Raw genomic sequence first — 21,921 nt, 5'->3', positions numbered from 1 at the left:
ACTACTACTTCCTTACTATTCGTCGCCGAAGCTGATGCCTACATCCTTAGCTTCCCGGATAATATCGCTCTTCGGATCGACCATCTTTAATTTACCGGCAATGTCCGCGAGCGGAATTTTTTCAATCTTATTGTTGTTTAAAGCGACCATATAGCCGTATTCTTTGCGGCGGATCATCTCTGCTGCCTCCGCGCCGAGGCGCGTCGCAATCACACGGTCATACGGGCATGGCTCGCCTCCGCGCTGCATATGCCCCGGAACCGTCACACGGATCTCCTGTCCCGTCCGCTCGGAAATCTGGGCGCCCAGCTCGTAAGCGACCGACGGATAAACCGGTCCATTTTTCTTCTTTTCTTTTAATTCTTTTTTGGTCAGGGCTGCATTTTCCTTGGAAATCGCGCCCTCTGCGACCGCCAGAATCGTGAAATTCTTGCCATTTTTAGTACGGCTGCGGATCGCATTTACCACCACATCAATATCATACGGGATCTCCGGCAGGAGAATGATGTCAGCTCCGCCCGCGATGCCTGCATAGAGCGCCAGCCATCCCACCTTGTGGCCCATGATCTCCACGATGAAGACTCTGCCATGAGACGCCGCCGTCGTATGAATACAGTCGATGGCATTGGTCGCTACATCAACCGCACTATGGAATCCAAACGTAAGATCGCTGCCCCAGAGATCGTTGTCTATGGTCTTCGGAAGAGAAACGATATTGAGTCCTTCCTCCCGCAGCAGATTTGCCGTCTTCTGGCTGCCGTTGCCGCCTAAAATGACGAGGCATTCCAGTTTCAGCTTGTAATAGGTGTGTTTCATCGCTTCCACTTTATCCAGACCATTCTCGTCCGGCGTCCGCATCAGCTTGAAAGGCTGTCTGGAAGTTCCCAGAATCGTACCTCCGCGTGTCAGAATCCCGGAAAAATCCGACTGTTTCATAATCCGGTAGTCTGCATACATAAGACCTTTATAGCCGTCTTCAAATCCAACTATCTCTATGTCATCGAACATCTTGTACAGCGATTTTGCCACGCCTCGCATCGTCGCATTTAAGCTCTGACAGTCGCCACCGCTGGTTAACATACCGATTCTTCTCATGAGCGCTTTCCCTTTCTTCATAACCGTCCAGTACCTTCACAGTTACCCTTATTCTAAGTTTCCAACAACCCCCATATCAGGATAAACTACACCCATTTTGTAATTATAATACAATCATATCCCGCGGGCAAGAAAAAATTCCTTACAAATATCATAGACATAAAAATACCGGGATACGCGCTTTTAATCTGCTCCGGCACGGTATTCCTACCCCTTGGCAAATCAAATTCCACATATCCCGGCTATATTCACACACCTGCAAAAATGCTTGTTTCTGTATCTATTATTTTCTATTTTTTATTTCATAGGAAGCAATTTCCTATGAAATAAAAAAATCCGCACGCCCGGCTTCGAACGTATGCCATGGACGTTACCCTGACAGTTAACTCGGTCCAGGCTGCCTTGCGGCACACAGAAGCTTCTGCTTAGTGCTGCTGCATTCCTGCCCTGACACGGTTCACAGATTTCTGTTGCGCAAGACCCAGACTTCAACGCCACTTTTCAGGGGCAGCCCCACAGTAAAAACGCCCTCGGTCGGACAACACCCCTGCTATAGCGGATTGCAGGTACAGGGCACCGCTAACTCCCCGGCTGTGCGGAAACTTTATGACTTGATCTTATATGACGGAATGACCTGCAGACCGTCAGCCTGTTTAGTATACATGGCAGCCGCCGTTTTGTCAAGCCGGAGCTTGACTAACAAGCATTGTATAAAAATACACAAGAATACATTTTATTGTTTTTTATCATTTTTTATCCCAGAATCTTGCAACAGAAGAAAGAAATCATTATAATAGGTATAAATCTAGCGACTGCAAAAAGTCAAACAGTTACTAAATCATAAAATTCTGTAAGATTGGAGCAACGATTATGGAAAAGAAAAATATCGACTGGAGCAGCATCGGTTTCGGCTATATGCCAACGGATTACCGCTATGTTTCCATGTACCAGAATGGTTCCTGGGACGAAGGCGCCCTTACCTCCGACCCGAATATTACCCTGAATGAATGTGCCTGTGTTCTGCAGTATGCACAGACTTGCTTCGAGGGTCTGAAAGCGTATACGACCGAGGACGGCCATATCGTTACGTTCCGTCCTGACTTAAACGGCGAGCGTATGGAGAATTCCGCAAAAGGTCTTGAAATGCCGCCATTCCCGAAGGAGCGCTTCGTAGACGCCATCACAAAAGTAGTAGAAGCCAACGCAGCATTCGTACCGCCGTATGGTTCCGGTGCAACCCTGTACATCCGCCCGTATATGTTCGGTTATGATTCCATCATCGGCGTTAAACCGGCAAACATCTATCAGTTCCGTGTATTCTGTACACCGGTTGGCCCATACTTCAAGGGCGGCGCTAAACCGATCACCATCCGCGTCAGCGATTTCGACCGTGCAGCACCTCACGGAACCGGTCACATCAAAGCCGGATTAAACTATGCGATGAGCCTGCATGCGATCGTCGATGCTCATAAGAACGGTTTCGATGAGAACATCTACCTGGATCCGCAGACACGTACCAAGATCGAGGAGACCGGCGGCGCAAACGTTATCTTTATCACCAAAGACGGCAAGTTGGTAACTCCGAAGTCCAACAGCATCCTTCCGTCTATCACACGCCGTTCCATTCTGCAGGTTGCAAGAGATTACCTTGGCATGGAGACCGAAGAGCGTGAAGTATACTTAGACGAAGTAAAAGATTTCGCAGAGTGCGGCCTGTGCGGTACCGCAGCTGTTATCTCCCCGGTTGGCAAGATCGTTGACCACGGCAAGGAAATCTGCTTCCCGGCAGGTATGGAGAAGATGGGCCCGGTTACCCAGAAACTCTACGAGACACTGACCGGCATCCAGATGGGTCACATCAAAGCTCCGGAGGGCTGGATCCACGTAATCAAATAAGGACTGTATTTTTCGGTTTGAACGGGAAATATAGAATGCAAAAAGCTGGTGGAAATCATTCACCAGCTTTTTCTTCTTTCTTCTTTTTTCTCTTTTCACGCAATTCTTTGAAAAATTCTTTCAACATCATCGAACATTCCTCGCCCAAAAGTCCTTCTTCTGTCTCCACCTGATGATTGAATCCTTTTTCATCCAGAAGATTCAGTACCGAACCGGCGCAGCCGGCTTTCGGGTTCATGGAACCGATGTAAACTTTTGGAATCCGCGCCTGCACGATCGCCCCTGCGCACATCGGGCACGGTTCCAGCGTCACATACAGCTCGCATTCTTCCAGGCGCCAGTCGCCCATGCGCTTGCACGCTTTTTTGATTGCCGCGATCTCCGCATGTGCCAGCGCGCTATGATCGACCATCCGGCGGTTGTAACCCCTGCCGATGATTTTGTCCTCATACACGATCACGCAGCCGATCGGCACTTCTCCGAGCGCCCAGGCTTTCTTCGCCTCGCGGATCGCCGCTTTCATATATTTCTCTTCCCGTGTCAATTTTGCTGCCACTTTTTTTCCTCTTTCTGTTTTATCTCTTCTTCCATCCTACCCAGAAAAGCTATCCTTTGTCAAGAGCTCTCCAAAAGGAGCAACCCATTTTTATGTAAAATTCAAATCTGTATACCAGTACCCGAACCGGCTATCGCGCGGCGGCTGGCGGGTGGAACGGACAAAGCGGTCAAAGCCGAACATCGCCGCCATATATTTTTCATTGTTTCCATAATGTCCCGGCACGCCCAGAATGTAGCGCCCCCGTTCGCCGGGTTTCCCCAGTCTCGCCAGAATCAGATATCGGTAGTTGTAGTAACCGTGCAGAAGAAAGCTGTTATTTCCATACACCCAGTTTTCCCGCGGCAGAAGCCCGATATCCTGCGGTTTGATTACCAGAATCTCGCAGCCGTCGGCGCATTCGAAGGCGGTTACTTTCGGATAGGTAACGCGCAGGCGGTCCCAGAGAGTCTCGGCGGGATCTTCTTTGGGAAATTCCTTGGAAGAATCTGGTTGCGGTTGTTTTTGATTTTGAGAGCCTGGCTGAAATGCTTCTTGATGGTCTGGTGGAGAATCTGGAAGCGCCTCTTTCCGGACCTCCCGGGTGGATTCTTGAGAATCTTTCCGCCGTGCTTCTGTCTGTGCTTCCTGATAGGATTCCTGAAAACTTTCCTTCGGTGTCTCCGTTTGCACTTCTTGAGTGGATTCCTGAAAACTTTCTTGCGGTGTTTCCGTTTGCGTTTCCTGAACAACTTCTGCCTCTTGATGATCGGATGTTTCTGAGATATCTGGAACCGCTTCCATGGTTTCCGTGTCCTCGAAAATCTCCAGGTTTGAATCCTCCAGCTTTTCTGGCTGGGGCTGGCTGATTCCGAAGTCCGTTTCGTTTATATTCACAGCTTCTTTCTTCTCTGTCTCCGTGGATGTGTCCTGACTCTCCATTTCTCCCGACCGGGTAAGTTCTGACGCCTCATCCAATTTTTCTTTCCCTACAGACGCGCTGTTCACTTCCCCAGATACATTCTCTGCCAGTTTCCGCGTTGCCTCTTCCTTCTCCGCTTCCTGCTCCCGCACTTTCTCAGCAGTCACATCCGCCAGCTCAACCTCTGCCGCATGCGCGACGGCATCTTCCCAGATCGTCGTATAGGCACGCCATGCGCTGTCCGTCTCATGAAGAGTCAGACCACAGCACTCTTCCATATTGCAGCCGCTTCCTTCAATATTTTCACAATTGACGACGGCACGGAACTCCCCATTTCCGCCACGGACAAACAGGGTGCCGATACGGATCTCCTCCTGCCCTGCCAGAAGGTATACGCCGATCGGGCTGCCGCCCGCAAAGACACGGCGGACGCTGACCTGAATCCGGCAGGAAGTTCCCCGCGTCTCCAATTTCGCAAATCCCGTATTTTTCCCTTTGATTCCGCCCTCGTATGCATAGATATATGATATTAACCGATGATATGCAGACATGTTTTCACTCCTTTGCTTTGTATTATATGCAAAAGAAGCGCCGGTTTATGACAGGATTTCTATATCCTGATATAAACCAACGCTGCAAATACGTCCGTATAACGCAAAATCGGGAACAGTTAAAAACTGTTCCCGATACTGCCGGCGACCGGAATCGAACCGGTACGAAGTTTAACCCTCGCAGGATTTTAAGTCCTGTGCGTCTGCCAGTTCCGCCACGCCGGCATCATGATTACTCATGACTGGCACAAAGCCAAATGGATGGAGGTGGATTCGAACCACCGAAGCGAGACGCAACAGATTTACAGTCTGCCCCCTTTGGCCACTCGGGAACCCATCCAAAATTGCTCTGACAGTTGAAGATTATAACATGGCTGTCTCAAAAAAGCAAGTGTTTTTATATATTTTATTTAATATTTTTATTTCCATTTTTTCCTGCTTTTGATTCTTCTCGTTCAACTGCCAGAAATCATATATCTTGTCGAAGCCGCATTTCCTACAATGCCGTATCATTTCCCGTCAAAACGATACTTCCGACCGGTGGGATTTTCACCTCGATATAGCCGTCCTTTACCTCATGTTCAACCTGTCCGGCGTTGTAACCGTCCTCATAGGTCATCATTTCCCGGCGCAGGACCGCCCCGTCGCGCGCCCCGATCTGCCAGACCGGAATCTCGAGCGTCAGCCAGTCATCACCTGTATTGACCGCCGTCACTCCGCAGCACGCGCCGCCAGCTCTCTGAGCACTCTGAAAACGTCCATAGGCAATATAGCCATCTCCCGCCGCCAGCGCTTTCAGGGAACCATTTCTAAATGCCGGACAGCGTTTCCGGATGCCGCTCATGTAGCGGTGGAACTCGATCAGCTCCAGGTTTTCCCCGCCCCACGGGTACGTCCGGCGGCTGTCCGGATCGGTCCATCCACAGACGCCCGCTTCGTCGCCGTAATAGATCGTCGGCGCGCCCGGCCAGGTCATCTGCATGACAACACCCTGGCGGAAAATGCCATAGCTGATGCCTTCCTCCGCTGCTTTTGCACCTGCCGACGCAAGACGGCCCACCCGGCGGTTTGTCCGCGTCATAAAGCGGGAGTGATCGTGGTTGGACAGCTCGTTCATTGCACACTGCACGGAAGCCGTCGGCATTTCACTCATATGGTAGCGCATCGCCTCAAAAAAGGCGCATCCATCCCCAAACAGCGCCGGATTTTCTTCGTCACTGTGCTTCTCCATCCCGGTCAAAAACCATGACAGCGGCTCCATAAACGCATCATAATTCATGACCGTATCCCACTGATCGCCCTTCAGCCAGTCATACGGGCTGCCATAATGTTCCGCGATCATGACCGCCTCCGGATTTGCCTCCTTGACTGCCGCGCGGAAATCACGCCAGAACTGATGGTTCATCCCGGCGCTCCGCCCCAGATCTGCCGCCACATCCAGCCGCCAGCCATCTGCTCCAAACGGCGCCGACACCCATTTTTTCGCAATTCCCAGAATGTACTGGTACAATTCCGGCGATTCCTCGTAATTGAGCTTCGGAAGCGTCGCGTGTCCCCACCAGCCGTCGTAGCTGTCATTAAACGGCCAGGCATTTTCATTGTGGAACTGGAAAAAATAGCGATACGGGCTGTCCTCCGAGACATATGCCCCCTGCGGATAGCCGCCCGCGTGCTGGTACAGAAGTTCCGCATCCAGCCATTTATTGAAAGAACCACAATGGTTGAACACACCGTCCACCAGCACCCGGATTCCCCGCTTGTGTGCTTCCTCAATCAGGCGGGCAAAAAAGGCATCGCTCGCCTCCAGGTTCTGCTCATCCGCCGTCCGCGTCATATATTTATGTGCGCGGTCATTGTCCGTGTCTTCCGGGCACACCAGCCCGTCTGCGTCCTCCAGAATCACTCCATAATGCGGATCGATATGGTCGTAGTCCTGACAGTCATACTTATGGTTCGACGGTGATACAAATACCGGATTTAAGTAGATTGCTTCTATCTTGAGACTCTTTAAATAATCAAGTTTATCTAAAACACCCTGCAGATCACCGCCGTAAAACCGTCCCACATCGAGTGTACTGATCGGTTCCTTCCAATCCGTCACCCGGGTGACCGGCTTTTTCAGATAAATATATTCATTGGTTTCCGTATCGTTTGTAGGATCGCCGTTGCAGAACCGATCCACATAGATCTGATACATCAGCGCGCCCTTGCTCCACTCCGGCACATGAAATCCCGGAATCAGGCGGAACGGGTGCGCCGCCGCATCCTCTGTCAGCCCGATCCGGTTGTAAAGACAGACGTTCTCGCCCCAGGTTACCTGAAATACATACGAAAATGTTTTCGTTCCCAGAGTCAGCGCACAGCTGTAGTAATCAAAACGGCTGTCTGACTTGTCAGCCATACCGCTACCATCTATGCCTCGATTTGTATCTGCACCGTTCCCAACGCTGCCAGCACAGCACTCCCACGAAAGCCGTTTCATCTGCCACTCCTGCAAAAGCGCCCCGGTCTCTGGGTCATATTCCAGCAGTACAACCGCATCTGCTCCATTTTTCTCTGTTCTGAAATAAAATGTAACGACTTCACCCGCATCTGCCTCCGAAGGACAACGGTAATCCTCTGTCTCGTCGCAAAATAGCGCGTCGCGATTGATCTGCTCCATCTGTTTCCCTTTCCAGCGGTTTCACCGCTTTCACAATCATGTTATTTTCTGCCCATATTTTACAGGATTTCCCAAAATTACACAAGTTATTTTCACGCCCCTAATTTTAGGTAATAAAAAAGAATGTGCCTTGGCACATTCTCGCGCCGAGCGCGGTCGCTTGCGACATGTTTCTGCTTCGCGCGAGTGTGCATCCTCGCGGAGCGTTTTTTGTTTCATAGTACGTAATTTCCTATGAAATAAAAAAGGTCAGCGGGGTAGCTGACCTTTTTAGGAGAAGGTATTTCGTTTTATGGGGTGTAGCAAAAACTATATAATGTATTGGGGGGGGTTACGTCTATTATAATAGCATAGGAGTGAAAATAAGTGTGCACAAACATCGTTTTATTTCGATTTCTTTTTTGTGCAAATCAGCACTCTCTCCCGAAATGTCCAACAAAATCCGCCTGAAATTTGCATAAAAGAAGGTGCCACCACTGCCATTTCCATCTATCCGATGGCTGTCCGGGATGTCTCCCGCACATTCTGGCAGCTGACTGGCACCTTTTTTCAGGCTTATTTCCAGACCTGTTTCATGCTTTGAACTTTTTATGCTTCTGTCACCGGAGTTTCAGCTTCCCCTGACGGCTTTTCTCCATCCTGGAACAGCGCTTCAAACTCAGCCTGACCGATCTTCTCTTTCTCCATCAGCAGGGCACAGCAGGAATGAAGCACATCTTCATGGTCGAGAATGATCCGTTTTGCCTTGGCGTAGCACTCATCGATGATGCGCTTTACCTCGCTGTCGATCTCGCTCGCCACTTCCTCGCTGTAGGTTCTCGTATGCGCCAGGTCGCGGCCAATAAAGACCTCGTTGTTGTCGCCGCCGTAGTTGATCATGCCCAGTTTCTCTGACATACCATACTCGGTTACCATCGCGCGCGCCATCGAGGTCGCCTGCTTGATATCTTGGGAAGCGCCGGTCGTGATGTCGTCAAAGATAATCTCCTCGGCGATTCGTCCGCCCAGCGAAACCATGATATTTTGAAGCATTCTGCCCTTCGTCATATGAAGCTCATCCTGCTCTGGAAGCGGCATCGTATAGCCTGCCGCACCGACACCGGTCGGAATGATCGAAACGGTATGAACTGGTCCCACATCCGGGAGGACATGGAACAGAATCGCATGACCCGCCTCATGGTATGCGGTAATCTTCTTATCTTTTTCGGAAATTACCTTGCTGCGCTTCTCAGCGCCGATTCCCACTTTAATAAAGGCTTTCTCAATATCCGTCTGGGTCAGGAACTTACGTCCCTCTTTTGCGGTATTGATCGCCGCCTCATTCATCAGGTTTTCCAGATCGGCTCCGGTAAATCCAGCGGTTGTCTGCGCGATGCGGTGTAAATCCACATCCTCGCCCAGCGGTTTTTCTTTCGTATGGACGCCGAGAATCTCCTCGCGACCCTTGACATCCGGTCGTCCGACTGCCACCTTTCGGTCAAATCTGCCCGGACGCAGAATCGCCGGGTCGAGAATATCCACGCGGTTCGTCGCCGCCATGACAATGATGCCCTCATTGACGCCGAAACCATCCATCTCAACCAGGAGCTGGTTGAGCGTCTGCTCGCGCTCGTCGTGGCCGCCGCCCATGCCGGTACCACGCTGTCTGGCAACCGCATCGATCTCATCGATAAAGACAATACACGGGGCATTTTTCTTGGCTTCCTCAAACAAGTCGCGGACACGGGATGCACCGACACCGACGAACATTTCAACAAAATCCGAACCGGAAATCGAGAAGAACGGGACACCCGCCTCGCCCGCTACGGCCTTAGCAAGCAAGGTTTTACCAGTTCCTGGAGGTCCGACTAGGATCACGCCTTTCGGGATGCGCGCCCCGACACCGGTGTATTTCTGCGGATTTTTCAGGAAATCTACGATCTCCTCCAGTTCCTCCTTCTCCTCTTCCAGACCGGCAACCTTGGTAAAGTTGACCTTGCTGGTCGATACCATCCGGGCACGGCTGCGTCCAAAATTCATCATCTTGGCATTTGCCCCGCCGCCGGAACGGGAATTGATAAACATAAACAGGAAAATCAGGACGCCTGCGGACAAAGCGATCGGCAGGATCACCGTCATAAAATAGCTGTCCTGGCGGACGCTGGTGGTCGTGTACGGAACCCCCGCCTTGCGAAGCGCCATCTCTACTTCCTTCACGTCCAGCACATTGAATTCCTCCCGGTCGCCGGAGGTTGTCTCAAAAACAACCTCACCGGTCGGCACCTCGCGGTTCGGGCGGATCTGTGCACTCTCTACGGTCTTATTTTCCAGATATACCATGAACTCCGGATAGCTTAATTCCCGCTCCGTCGCCATTCCAGGGACTTTCAACGAGAAAAACATGATAACGAGCAGCATGAGGATCAGAAGCCCCACGCCTCCCATCGACTGACGTTGTTTCAACTGGCTTCCTCCTTATACTTCCACAACACCGATGTACGGCAGGTTGCGGTATTTCTGATCGTAATCCAGGCCGTAACCTACGACAAACTCATCCGGGATTGTAAAGCAGGTATATTTAACCTGAACCTGTTTTTTCACACGGCGCTCCGGCTTGTCAAGCAGGGTGCACAGCTCGATATTTTTCGGATTTCTCTGTTTTAATACCTCGATCAGATATGCCAGGGTGCGTCCGGAATCGATGATGTCCTCCACGATGATGACATTCTTGCCCTCCAGCGGCTCGTCCAGATCCTTGATAATCTTTACCACACCGCTTGACTTGGTGTCGGAACCGTAGCTGGATACAGACATGAAATCCAGGGAAACCGGAATAGTCAGGCGTTTTGCCAGTTCACAGGTAAAGAATACGCCGCCCTTTAAGATACAGATCAGGTGGACTTCCTTTCCCTCATAATCTTTGTTGATCTGTGCTGCCACTTCACTGATCTTCTTGTTTACTTCTTCTTCCGTTAATAATACACGAATCTTATCAGCCACTGCTTTTTCCTCCGTTAAATTCCACCTCAAGGATGGTTTTTGTCTGTTCTGTTATCTTATAATATGCGCTGATCCGGTGCCCCACTATCCACAGGATATGTTTTTCTTCCGCCAAAAGCCAGATTTCCTCCCGCTCCTGTCTCGGAATTTTCTCATCGATCATCCAGGATTTCAGCGTCTTCCGACCGCCGGACGGCAATGTCAGGTAATCCCCCGGCTGCCGGTGTCTCAGCGATAAGGTACCTTTTATTTTATCATAGTCAAACCATTTCGTATACTGGTTTTTCGGAAATTCATCCCCATTTTCACAGGGGAAAGTATGCATCTGCAAAAGATTCTCATTCTGGATGCCCGGAAGCAAACCCCCTTTTCTTTCCCCTGGATGACTAAGCGGGCGCACTTCAAGAAATCCATATATATTTACCGCCCGGAACCCATGCGGCAGCGAAATACTCTTTCCGGTTCCCTGGTACAGAAGTTCCCGAACCGCCTGCACATGCGTCTCCGTCACGTCCCAGAGCGGCATTTTGCTCTTTAAAAACAGCCGCCGCACGATATAACCCTGCACAATCTCCGCCTGTTCTGCCAGCGCTTTGGCATCCGCCTTTCCGTCCGGTGCATGCTTTTGAAGCCATTCTTCTGCCACCTCTTCCAGATAGGCATCTGCCTGCCGGATGCGTCTGCCCGCCTGGTCGATATGACGGACTGCCTGTGCATTCAGGCGCTCTTCTACCGCCGGAAGCAGTTCATTCCGAAGCCAATTGCGGCTGTATTCACTCTCCTGGTTCGTCGAGTCCTCGACCCAGTCCTGTCCCTGCTGCCGCAGCCAGGTCTGAATCTCGCTTCGCCGCGCCCAGAGAAGAGGACGGATGATGCGCCCCCGCACCGGAGCAATGCCGGAAAGCCCGGTCAGACCGCTTCCGCGGAACAGGTTAAAAAGAACCGTTTCCGCATTATCATCCGCATGGTGGGCGGTGGCGATGTGAACCCGGGCGGCTGCCGCCTCTTTTTCCCCCGCATTCTCCGATGTCAAATCCGGACACATCTCTTCCTCCCACGCAAGCGCCGTCTCCTCATACAGGCGGTACCGCGCCTGCCGTCCCGCCTCCTCGACGGAACATTTCCGGTCAAGCGCCTCTTTCGCCGCATCGATACGGAACTCATAAAAAGGAACTTCCAGCCGTTCACACAGCATCCGTGAAAATGCCGCGTCCCGATCCGCCTCCGCGCCGCGCAGCCCGTGATGGACATGGAGCGCCCGCAGGGAAATCTGAAACGTCTCCCGCAGCTTCCAGAGCACCAGCAAAAGACCGACGGAATCCGCTCCCCCGGATAAACCGACCAGAACGCCATCCCCCGGCCTGGCCATATGATTTTGTCTCATATAAATTTCTGTTTGTTTCTGCATTCTTTTATATTTCTTTTTATCCCTCTTAAAAATAAATCCACTCGTAACTGTTCAATACCTTCACAGTATAACGGATCTCCCCTTATTTCTCAACCTGCCAGATTCTACCGTTTACCCACGGTTACTGTTCACGCATACGTGCCCAGTAACGGAATTTGCCGTGGCTTCGCATTTAAATACGGCAAATTCCTGCTGCCACCGCGTTTTCTTACGGCACTTTCGGTTCCAAAAGTGCCTACCCGTAAACAGTAACTACCCACGTTCCAGCACCGTCCCGACCAACACTGTACAGTCATCCACCACACCCCCGTCCGAAAGCCCGGACGCAAACGCCAGGATCTGTTCTGCCAGTTCCTGCGGGTTGCCGCCGGAAAGGTTTGATACAAATTCCATGAACGTCTCTTCCTTGTGTTCCCCCGGCATCGCTTCGAGAATACCGTCGCTTATCATAATGATTTTCTCGCCGTCCCACATTTTCCGCGACATCAGAACCGGCTCCGCGTTCTGTACAATTCCCATCGGCAGTCCGCCTGCTTCCAGAAACTCAACACCCTCACGCCCCAGAATAAAGGTCGGCACCGCGCCCAGCTTCATCGCTTCCAGCACACCTGTCCCCAGATCGATACAACATAGATCGATTGTTGCCGGATTCTGCTCCGTGCCTGCCAGCAAAAGCACCGTATTTACCAATTTGAGCGCCGATCGTGCCGAAAATCCCGTCTCCAGCAAGCGCTGGGTCAGCTCAATGACCTTCTCGCTGTCCTCACTGGCGCTTCTGCCGCTTCCCATGCCGTCCGACAGGCTCATAATCACCTGCCCCGGAAGTCCGGTCTGCACCGTACACGTATCGCCTGAAATCGGTTCACCCTCCCTGGGGCTGCACGCCATGCCGTACACCACCCGGTATTTACCTTCTTCCACAAAACGGAAGGTCGCCGCATTGCGGGTGATCAGGCTTTTGCTGTCTTTCGCCACACTCCAGTGGCTTCCGGCGATCGCGCGTCCCAGAAGTTCCGCCACATCCCGCGCCGTCATGCATCGCCCGTTGACGCTGCGGAGTGTGAGAAACGCCTCCTTCTGCTGATTTTCATATTGAAGCACCAGCATGTTGTCCACGCGCAGATGGCTTCTGCGGAGCATCCCTGAAAGCATCTCCTCCCAAGATGCCGTCACATCCGCCGCCTGTTCCATCTGGTTGGAAAATTCCTCCAGAATCGCCGCCAGCTCCCGGAACTGGACGATCACCGCGTCCCGGCTTTCCAGAAAACGGTTTTTCCACCCCAGATTCATCGTCGCCCGCCCGAGACTCCGGTTCAATTCCCGCAAATATGCCTCTCTCTGGGAACAGATCTCATGAAACAGGCGAGGCATGTCCTCCAGGTCGATTTTCCCTTTCTGCTCGAACGTCCGAAGCAGATAATAGAGATAATAACTGTCGTCCCGGCGGCTGCCATAATACAGGTTGCACCGTGTACAATCGCCGCATACCGCCGACGCCGCCGTCTGCATTGCCGCCAGCCCGTCCTCCTTCGTCAGATGCCCCTGCCCGCCGATCTCATCCGCAAACGCCTGCGCCAGACCGCCCAGCGACAGTGCCATGCTCTTTAAACGTCTTGCCGTGTAGACGTTGACATCCGCCATATCTCTATGTAAAGTTCTCCGTTTAAGCACAAAAAATCCCTCCTAACCTGTATAACGCCATTATATACAGGCTGGAGAGAAATATTTGTCAAACGGACAGAGCAAAACCAGGGAAAACTTCGACATTTTCCGACCTATCTATGAACACTGCTCCCCCGTGTGCCATACTCCAGGCATTCTATGATGTGCTGCAAGTCTAATTCGGATTCGACGGCTTGAGCAGGATCTCATTGCGGTTTACAAGCCCCAGCTTCTCCTTCGCTACCTTCTCGATATACTGCTTGGTCTGCACGTATACGCGGTATTCCTCAAGCTGTTTGGCACGTTCTTCTTCTTTCGCAACCTGCGCCTCCAGATTTTCCTCACGAATTGAATAACTCCTATCCTTTTCCTTGAGATCGATGCCCTTGATGTGCACGGCAACCGCCAGACTCAGCACTACCATCGTAACGCCCACCAGCGCCATCCGGTTGTTTAAATTATCCTTTTTCTTTTTCCGCACATTTCCACCCGGTCTGCCTTCCGACATCTGTCTACGCATTCTCATCTCACTTCCTTTCCATGTTTTCTGCCTGTCCCCTTGTTGTACGTTTCTTTCCGGTCTTCTGGCTTTTTTTGCCTCTTCTTTTCATTTTAATCCATCCGCTGCATTTTTTCAATACCGCAAACAAAAGACGGCTGCCCGTCCGGTCATAAAACACCATGCCGCCGAGCACGCCCGCCACCGCATAGCCGCGCAGAACTCCGTCATTCTGCCCGAACAAAAGCCGGAACGTCGCAAAGCTGGCAAAGAGCCAATACGCCGCATCCTCCATGCCTGTCCAAAATGAGCCGTGCCGTACCAGCCACCGGAAGATCCTAAGCCCGTCATACATCATCATCAGCGCGATTCCCGTACACACACTGCCGCCAAGCAGCCATATTTCCCCTCTCACCGTCCCGCTCATCCGCCACCGCCTAACGAAACAGCCGTCCAAAGAACGACTCCTGCGATTTCCGGTGGGACTCGTTGCAGGAATACGAAAAGCTTTCAAACTCGCCCTCAATATCCACTTCGCCCTTTTCCAACGTCAGACGGCTCACATGCAGCGCCTTCCCACGCACCGTCAGAAGCCCCATGTTTGTATCGAGAATCATCTGGTTCTCATCAAATGACACCACATCCTGGATCCCCGTCACACTCCCCTTTTCCCGGTTCAGAAGCTCCAGCTTGTGAGGTCTGGCATCCAATTTTTCTTCCATGCAAAAAACCTCCCAATTTATCTAACTTATAGCCTATAGCTGCCTATTGTTAAATATATTGGGAGGTTTTCCGGTTTATGAATGATTATCTGGCCGGTTCCCAGACACCGTCTGCATTTACATAATAGCCGTCCGGTGTCCACTCAGCCATATAAAGGGAGCCGTATGGACGCCCTGCACCCTCCATGTAAACCCAGGTTTTTAATGCTTCATCATACGCCCAGGTCGGCTGCGGTGCATACGGATTTAAGTATACATATCCTAAATCCGGAATCAGCTGCCACTCCGTCAGCATCTCTCCCGTTGCCGGATCCAGATAATACCATCTGCCGTCCTGCGGATCCAGATACCAGCCCGTCCGCATGCCTGTGTTTTCGTCCACATAGTACCATTCGCCTGCGCTGTAATCATAGACCCAGCCCGTCCGGATATATCCGTCGGCTCCAAACGCCCACCATGCGCCCCGGAGCTGTTTCCACACAACCTGTTCAACCTGCCTGCCGGTCGCCGGATCTAGGACCAGGCTTCCCGACAGATATGTACCATTTGACAGGCGGTAGCGCCATCCGGTGCTCTCTTTTACCCATGTGCTGGTACTTCTGTCGCGGCCGGAAGTGGCCGTTCCCTGCGGATTGCCTGGAGTAGACGGGGTCGGATTCGATGGATCCGGTTTCGTCGGATTGGACGGGGCAGACGATGCTTTCTTTGTCTGGACCGCGACCGCCTCGCTGGCTGCTGATGCCATCGTATTAACACCCTCTTTGAGTCTCACATAGAACTTGTAAGTTGTTTCCGGTGTCAGCCCGGTAAATACCGGTGAATCCTGCCATTCTCCCTGATCCGCGCAGTATTCCAGTTCATATCCCGCCGGAATCGCGGTTCCATCCACAAATGCAGACGGCGCTTTCAGGGTCACGCTGGTGTCTGTCCACGCTGCTGCCTGCGGTGCTTTCGGGGTCTTTGTTCCTATTTTTTTGATCGTCAGGCGCACTGTAATCGGATCACTCTTATAATTTACGTTACTGTCCGGGATCTTAATCCTACAGGAATACATTCCCGCATTGGTCGGCGGTGTCATGCTGGAATAAACGGTTCCATTCACACCTTCATAGTGCACCTCATACTGACCCTGAAACTGTTCCGAAAGATCATATTCGCCTATGGTTGCCTGAATTCCATCCCCAACAGACTTCGGCGTGCCATCGTAATCAACCTCTTTATCCGTACCATTCAGTGCAACCTTATCTTTGTCCCCAAAATACACATGTGTCTCAACATCCTGCGCCGGCATCTTAAAGGAAGCGGTCCATTTGCCGCCTGATTCGGTAAATTTCGGCGGGTAAACAACTATAAGTAAACCACCGCTGTATGTAAGGCATGCATTCTTGTTCTGCATCTCCTTCATCTGCTCAACACCTGCATCTGTCAAGGTCGCCGTTACCAGCTCCCCGGCTTTTGCCGTAATCTTGTCCAACGTATAATAAGAACTGCTTTCCAGCTTCTGCGTAATTGAAAATACTGCATTCAGATCATCCTGGACCTCGATATCCACAGCTACCATGCCCGGTCCATCTAAGTATACATAGAGAGTCGGGAGACCGGTTGTATTATCTTTTTCGATGTAATAATCGCCGTTCTTTTTAAGTTCTGCTCTACTATTTACCTTGTTCGGTGTAACTGAACCTTTCTTATACAGCGACATTGATTTTATATTAAATTCTTTAAACCGCTTGCCATTGATAATCTTTGTTACTTTCAGAGAACCAATATGGTCGCCTCCACTCCACTCCCTGGTTTCAAAGGCTGCCGTTGTTCCCCAGGTACCCCATTCCTGCCCTACGAACCAGGTGTACTGGTACGCGTTCATATTTTCCGCATAGGAAACCTGTACGGAGGCATTTGAACACGGCATCGTAAAGCAATACACCGTTGGATTCTCCAGATTGCAAATTGCCGCATCCACATTTGAATCATTCCCATCGGTAATTGTTACTTTGCTTACGATATCATCCCGATCCAGACCCGTAAATGCAAGGTAAACTTTTTCTCCGGCTTTCTGTGAAAATGTAAATGTACTAGTTTCACTACCTGTCGTAGGAATTGGATTTGTTCCCTTTTTTGCATCATCCATGGATGCATACGCTTTCACGACTGCATTCAGGGAGTTTATCGTATTCTCCCGTTCTACTGTAACGGTGTGCTCCGCCGTATCAACTGTCAGATTGCATACTGCCTCCTTGGAAGAATCCGCCACGCTGGTGGCCGTGATCGTATAGATTCCCGCTTTTGCCACATCCGCAGCAGTTACCCGTCCGTCCTCTACCTTGACTGCCGGATCACTGCTTTTCCACTCCACATCTCTGGACGCTCCGTTTACCACATCGACGGTCGCAGTGAGCCGGACGCTTCCTCTCGGGTAAATCGTCTCATTGGTCTTATCCAGCGTAATTCCGGTAACCGAAGGTGTCAGATCCAGCGTCAGATCCGGACGTAAAGTCTGGTTTTTCAGAATCGGGAAAGCATACTCGCCGGTTGAATCCATCGTCCAGGTAGAATCAAAATTCCAGCCCAGCTTTTTATAAAATTCCGGATCTTTCAGGTCTTCCGCCGTTGCGTCCGCTCCATATAGCTTGTCTGCCCCCATCGTATCTGGATCCGGGGTCAAAATCGTTCCATCTGATTTTCTCGCAACTGTGCCGGCAAAGCCGTAGTTATCCCGGCAGCTTCCCGTTGTTCCGCCAATCCGGTTGAGCGATCGCATCTCCGGGAAAATGCTGACACAAGAGGAAATCGAACCGTTGGCGGAAATGCCTGCCACGGATGCGCCAATGGGATTTTTGGGCAGAGCTTCGCCTGCCGCGTAGCTGTGGGAGATCTTTACTTTACTGTCATTTCCGCATCCTACCAGTCCGCCAATAGAATTTCCCGCTTCAACGTCCATATCCACAACTGCATAGCTGTTGTCAATTGTTGTACTTCCACCGGTCCAACCGACCAAACCACCTGCAAAGCCACTGCTGGCGGTTCCCTTGATTTCAGCATCTGCATAGCAGGACTTAATATTTACCGAATAATTATACTTCCCCCTTACATTTCCAATCAAACCACCTGCCGATTCAATCTTATTCGTTCCATCTGCAGTTTCGATTGTTCCACTGACGTAACAATTTTCTACCGTCAGAGAACCATATACATCACCAACCAGGATGCCGACTCTCGCCCCATCGCGGGAAGCTTTAACCACCGCATTTTCTATGGTCAGATTCTTAATTTCACAATTCGAAGAAATTGCTCGAAACAATCCCACATAAACTTCGCCGACCGCATTCAAGCCTCGAATCATATGTCCGCATCCATCAAATTCAGCTCCGGCATTAGGAATCGAAGTAAACTCGTGACCGCCCATATCAATATCGCACATCAGTTTCGCTTTCCAGTTTGAAATCTTCGTATTTCTAAAATACGCAAGCTCTGCCCCTGTACTAATTTGATAATAACCATGTTCGTCTTTGGTCGGTTCCACAGCCGTTATTCCATCCCACTGATCCTGCACCCATACCGCCTTAAATGCTACATTTCTATTTGGCATTGTATAATCTGCACCGCTGGCATATGTAGTACTTCCGTCACTCCAGCCTTTAAAATTCATGCCATATACCTTAAAGGTATTCTCCGGAAGCGTAATCACAGTTCCGGCTGCGGCATTTCCCAGGGTCGGCGCATCTCCCTGTGAATCCTGGCGTCCGGATGCAAAGGTAATTGCATACTTCGCCGCGATTGGAAGATTTATTTCGATTGTTTCTGTTGACGCGCCCTCAGAGGTATCGCTCAAAACAATCATTCCCGTGATACTTCCGTTTTGTCCCGGTTCTTTGCCATCCGTTGCTGGTGTTAGATGGAACCCTTCTTCAGCGGACCAGTCCGCATGAATTTTTTGATTTGTGATAACGTTCTGTACAACCTGCAAAATTTCATTCGCTGTTGTCTCATTTGTCACTGTCATCGCCTGCAGCGCTGCCCGTGCCGCTGTTTTGACATCCTCTAAGGTCTGCTCTGAAAATTCATAATTTCCACTCTTCGTCTCCTCGCTGTCACCATAGGTTGAACCATCTCCCGTTGCTTGAACTCCAAACGTATAGATTCCGCCCTCTGCAATCTGGGCGGTAAAATCGTAACCAGCTGTATCCGCCCCAAGTGTTACCGGACCCCCCAGTGCTGAACCATCCTTATAGAGCTGTACTTTATAACCCAATGCATTCGTAACCGGACGCCAGACGGCCTTTCCTTTTACTATCTCATCCCATTTGACATTCTCAGGTGCCGCAAGCCGAACAAGGTTTACCTCTTTTTTCAGCACAATCGAACCAATCGAACTTCCCTTGTAATGGACATATAAGGTTATTTCATTCGTATTGCCAAGATTCAGCGATTTAGCAAATTGAATCTTAATACTGCTAGTTCCATTTTCAGTATTCACTGCAAGAAGTGTAACTCCGTCATATGCCGTTCCATCTTCCTCGGATGAAAGTTTAAAATCCTCCAACCGTAAATCTTCATTTCCGGTATACGTAAGCGCAATCTCTCCATCTGCCATGGCGGTGTCCGCATCTGTTGTCTGGAAAGTTCCTGTCACCGTTTGTCCCGAAATCATGGAAACCGGGTTTGTTTCCATGGTGAAATCAAGAGCTTCTGGATCGGCATCCGAAATCGTAACTTTTTTCTTAACCGTAAGATATCCAGTCTTTTTGATCGTTACGTCATAGTCTCCATTGGCAAGATCAATGCAAAAGGTTCCTTCTGAATCCGTTTTCACCTTTTTCTCGCTGCTGCCCTTCTTAAAAGTAATCTCCGCGTCTGCGATTCCGGTTTCTCCAGACTTTACTGAGCCTGTTTTTATCTCGGTTGCCTCAAGATACTCTGGTATGTCTGTGCCGGAGAATATAATTACTTCTTTATTATCTCTTTGCATCTTTAGCGTCGGAAGCTGATTAGCGGCAAATTCCCAGTTTTCCGCATCACTTCCCCAGCCAATCGTGTTTTTCCAGAAATTGGTTGTTAAAAGGTCTGGTTTGAAAACACTCTCGCCACGATGCAACTCTGGCCATTTTCTATCTTTATCATTCTCTTTATCAAGAAGGGTTTCACCACATTTAACCCTCATACCCTGATAGGCGAAATTTCGTCCACCAACTACATGAACTTGATAATCACCGAAATAGCCAAAAATTCTATCTACATAGTATTGCGAACTGTTTGTGGAAATCTCTTCTTGCAATGCTGCGCTCTTATTAATTGTAACTGTTTTTCCTTGTCCACCAACTAATCCACCTGCACCGCGACCTGAATTTGTCGAAACACTTCCCATTGCAATACAGTTCATAATATTCAACTGCGTGCCATTTTTCACTTTAACCGAACCAACCAAGCCTCCAGCTAAAGACTCCCTATTATTATTATCTTTGTTTTCAATCTCTGCATTAACAATACAATTTTGAATTTCCAGCGTCCCCGACTGAACCTGTCCAATTAATCCACCTGCGGCACAATTTCCTGTAGTAGCAAGACTGCCACTGATATAACAATTTTCAATCTGCGAATCAGCACCTACAGTTCTCGCAATCGCTCCTACATGCTTTCCATCTCCCGTAATGGTCACATTGGACAAAATCAAATTTTTAACAGTTCCCGCCAAAACATTAAACAACGGCTGCGAAATTCCACTCAGCTCATATCCATTACCATCTAAACCAGCCGTTAGTGTTCTTGACTCCCACGACTCACCGCTTAGATCGATATCAGCCCCCAATCTAATATATTTACTTACACCAGAGGATTGATTTCCATTATATTGATTCTTTTGGTTTTCACCCATAACAGTAAACCACTGTTTTACATTACAAATCACATAGGGATACTCTTTCGTACCTTTTCCCGTGATTCCTTCATCTGCATACAACGCAATCCCCGCGTCTCCCACCTGCACATGGATCTCCGGCAAAGCAGTGTCTTCCGGTATCTCTTCGCTTTCCGGAATCACCGGAATATAGGTATAGATCGCCCCATTGTATTCTTCATTGGCTTTATCGTAGCCCTCCCAGGTCTTTTCTTCAGTTTCTTCTGGTTCACCGTCCTCATCGAAGCGGTCAAAATAGTCCTCCGGTGCCAGTCCGCCCTGAAATTCAGAATAGTCGCTGTTTTCCGCATCCAGTTTCCACGTGATACCCGACAAAGTCCGCTCGGTGGTTTCTTCTCCCATCGTCTCACGCACGGTAAGAGTCTCCGGGAACCGGATGTCGGATTCCTTGCTTCCCAGCGGGAGAAGCTGATCGGCGATGGATTCTTCCAACGGTGCAAATTCCAGCGTCGTTTTCGCCTGCTCTTCTTCCAGGACCGTGATCTGGATCACTGGAAGTTCGTCCTCATCTACCTCATAATTGCTGCTTTTCAGCTCTGCACGGAACAGGTAGATACCCGGATTTTCTCCATCATAACGGGATGCCTGGCTCTCTTCTGCATCCAGAACCCAGCGCACCTTTACTTTTCGCCAGAAACCTTCCTTTTCGTCAATCTCTTCCTCGGTCTTCTCATCCGTCTTGACATCTTCCCTCGGTTCATCCGTTTTTCCGTTCGAAGAACTGCCCTCTTCATTCAAATCTGCATTTCCACCTGAAGAACCAGAATCTGTCTTACCGGAATCGTCTTTCTCATCGGATTCACCGTTCCCCGGATTTGCATTTTCATCCTGAGAGTCCCCATTTTCCGCCGAATTTCCATCTTTCCCAGAATCTCCCTGTTCACCTGAACCGGATTCCGCTTTCTCTAAGCCCTCTCCACCTTCGCTTTTGTCTTTGCTATTCTCTCCAGCATCTTTTCCTTCGGTATCTTCGTTTTCTCCCTTCTCTTCGCTGTCCAGTTTTTCCAGCACGGCATCATCATCTGTGCGGTTGGCAAACGCAGCTACATTCTCATCGTTCCCTGCGTCAGGCACAT

13 protein-coding genes, 2 tRNA genes and 1 other RNA gene are annotated in these 21,921 nt (G+C 50.2%); 1 reads left to right on the top strand and 15 read right to left on the bottom strand.

Annotation, left to right across the window (positions count from 1 at the left end):
* Positions 1-15: 15 nt before the first annotated feature.
* Together DWV73_RS10630 and ffs are read right to left on the bottom strand one after the other, a co-directional pair.
* Entirely contained in the window at positions 16-1,095 is a 1,080-nt protein-coding gene (locus DWV73_RS10630) for an ATP-dependent 6-phosphofructokinase (protein ID WP_117796688.1), read from the bottom strand.
* Between the two features lie 336 nt (positions 1,096-1,431).
* Positions 1,432-1,694: signal recognition particle sRNA large type (ffs, locus tag DWV73_RS10625), an RNA gene on the bottom strand.
* A 271-nt stretch (positions 1,695-1,965) separates the two neighbouring features.
* On the opposite strand from ffs, the gene DWV73_RS10620 reads away from it, so the two are divergent.
* Positions 1,966-2,991, top strand: a complete 1,026-nt coding sequence (locus DWV73_RS10620; RefSeq protein ID WP_117796668.1) for a branched-chain amino acid aminotransferase — start codon at positions 1,966-1,968, stop codon at positions 2,989-2,991.
* 55 nt (positions 2,992-3,046) lie between these two features.
* Here DWV73_RS10620 and tadA read toward each other — a convergent pair whose 3' ends face one another.
* The 13 genes from tadA to DWV73_RS10555 form a co-directional block, all read right to left on the bottom strand.
* The gene (tadA, locus tag DWV73_RS10615) at positions 3,047-3,535 is read right to left on the bottom strand and encodes a tRNA adenosine(34) deaminase TadA (protein ID WP_117796687.1); all 489 of its coding nucleotides are present in this window, start codon (positions 3,533-3,535) and stop codon (positions 3,047-3,049) included.
* A 102-nt stretch (positions 3,536-3,637) separates the two neighbouring features.
* Positions 3,638-4,999, bottom strand: coding sequence for a DUF6128 domain-containing protein (locus tag DWV73_RS10610; RefSeq protein ID WP_117796667.1), 1,362 nt, complete (start codon positions 4,997-4,999; stop codon positions 3,638-3,640).
* 139 nt (positions 5,000-5,138) lie between these two features.
* A tRNA-Leu gene (locus DWV73_RS10605) sits at positions 5,139-5,224 on the bottom strand.
* Positions 5,225-5,257: 33 nt separating this feature from the next.
* Positions 5,258-5,339: transfer RNA gene (locus tag DWV73_RS10600), tRNA-Tyr, on the bottom strand.
* Between the two features lie 156 nt (positions 5,340-5,495).
* On the bottom strand, positions 5,496-7,661 hold the full coding sequence (locus DWV73_RS10595) for a glycoside hydrolase family 13 protein (RefSeq protein WP_117796666.1): 2,166 nt from the start codon (positions 7,659-7,661) through the stop codon (positions 5,496-5,498).
* 588 nt (positions 7,662-8,249) lie between these two features.
* Positions 8,250-10,058, bottom strand: coding sequence for an ATP-dependent zinc metalloprotease FtsH (ftsH, locus tag DWV73_RS10590; RefSeq protein WP_333549125.1), 1,809 nt, complete (start codon positions 10,056-10,058; stop codon positions 8,250-8,252).
* A 57-nt stretch (positions 10,059-10,115) separates the two neighbouring features.
* The gene (gene hpt, locus DWV73_RS10585; RefSeq protein ID WP_022360393.1) at positions 10,116-10,640 is read right to left on the bottom strand and encodes a hypoxanthine phosphoribosyltransferase; all 525 of its coding nucleotides are present in this window, start codon (positions 10,638-10,640) and stop codon (positions 10,116-10,118) included.
* The gene (gene tilS / locus DWV73_RS10580; RefSeq protein ID WP_242995795.1) at positions 10,633-12,024 is read right to left on the bottom strand and encodes a tRNA lysidine(34) synthetase TilS; all 1,392 of its coding nucleotides are present in this window, start codon (positions 12,022-12,024) and stop codon (positions 10,633-10,635) included. Before tilS ends, hpt begins: the two co-directional genes overlap by 8 nt.
* A 276-nt stretch (positions 12,025-12,300) precedes the next feature.
* Positions 12,301-13,719, bottom strand: a complete 1,419-nt coding sequence (locus DWV73_RS10575; protein ID WP_117796664.1) for a SpoIIE family protein phosphatase — start codon at positions 13,717-13,719, stop codon at positions 12,301-12,303.
* A 166-nt stretch (positions 13,720-13,885) separates the two neighbouring features.
* Positions 13,886-14,230: a septum formation initiator gene (locus DWV73_RS10570; RefSeq protein WP_181986250.1), complete on the bottom strand. Its 345-nt coding sequence runs from the start codon at positions 14,228-14,230 to the stop codon at positions 13,886-13,888.
* A 7-nt stretch (positions 14,231-14,237) separates the two neighbouring features.
* Complete coding sequence (gene yabQ / locus DWV73_RS10565; RefSeq protein WP_022360388.1) at positions 14,238-14,636, bottom strand: spore cortex biosynthesis protein YabQ; 399 nt, start codon at positions 14,634-14,636, stop codon at positions 14,238-14,240.
* 10 nt (positions 14,637-14,646) lie between these two features.
* A complete protein-coding gene (gene yabP, locus DWV73_RS10560) occupies positions 14,647-14,931 on the bottom strand; it encodes a sporulation protein YabP (protein ID WP_022360387.1) in 285 nt (94 codons plus the stop codon).
* Positions 14,932-15,016: 85 nt separating this feature from the next.
* The gene (locus DWV73_RS10555; protein WP_117796663.1) at positions 15,017-21,919 is read right to left on the bottom strand and encodes a carboxypeptidase regulatory-like domain-containing protein; all 6,903 of its coding nucleotides are present in this window, start codon (positions 21,917-21,919) and stop codon (positions 15,017-15,019) included.
* Between the last annotated feature and the right edge of the window lie 2 nt (positions 21,920-21,921).

This window comes from Clostridium sp. AF12-41 (genome assembly GCF_003461685.1).
GTDB classification, from domain to species: Bacteria; Bacillota; Clostridia; order Lachnospirales; family Lachnospiraceae; genus Otoolea; species Otoolea fessa.
Note: the sequence above shows the minus strand (reverse complement) of the source record. Positions and strands in the feature narration are given on the sequence as shown.

Coding starts and splice junctions, on each gene's coding strand:
- DWV73_RS10630 (WP_117796688.1), bottom strand. CDS start 1,095: ATGAGAAGAATCGGTATGTTAACCAGCGGTGGCGACTGTCAGAGCTTA.
- DWV73_RS10620 (WP_117796668.1), top strand. CDS start 1,966: ATGGAAAAGAAAAATATCGACTGGAGCAGCATCGGTTTCGGCTATATG.
- DWV73_RS10610 (WP_117796667.1), bottom strand. CDS start 4,999: ATGTCTGCATATCATCGGTTAATATCATATATCTATGCATACGAGGGC.
- DWV73_RS10595 (WP_117796666.1), bottom strand. CDS start 7,661: ATGGAGCAGATCAATCGCGACGCGCTATTTTGCGACGAGACAGAGGAT.
- ftsH (WP_333549125.1), bottom strand. CDS start 10,058: ATGCTGCTCGTTATCATGTTTTTCTCGTTGAAAGTCCCTGGAATGGCG.
- tilS (WP_242995795.1), bottom strand. CDS start 12,024: ATGAGACAAAATCATATGGCCAGGCCGGGGGATGGCGTTCTGGTCGGT.
- DWV73_RS10570 (WP_181986250.1), bottom strand. CDS start 14,230: ATGCGTAGACAGATGTCGGAAGGCAGACCGGGTGGAAATGTGCGGAAA.
- yabQ (WP_022360388.1), bottom strand. CDS start 14,636: ATGAGCGGGACGGTGAGAGGGGAAATATGGCTGCTTGGCGGCAGTGTG.
- yabP (WP_022360387.1), bottom strand. CDS start 14,931: ATGGAAGAAAAATTGGATGCCAGACCTCACAAGCTGGAGCTTCTGAAC.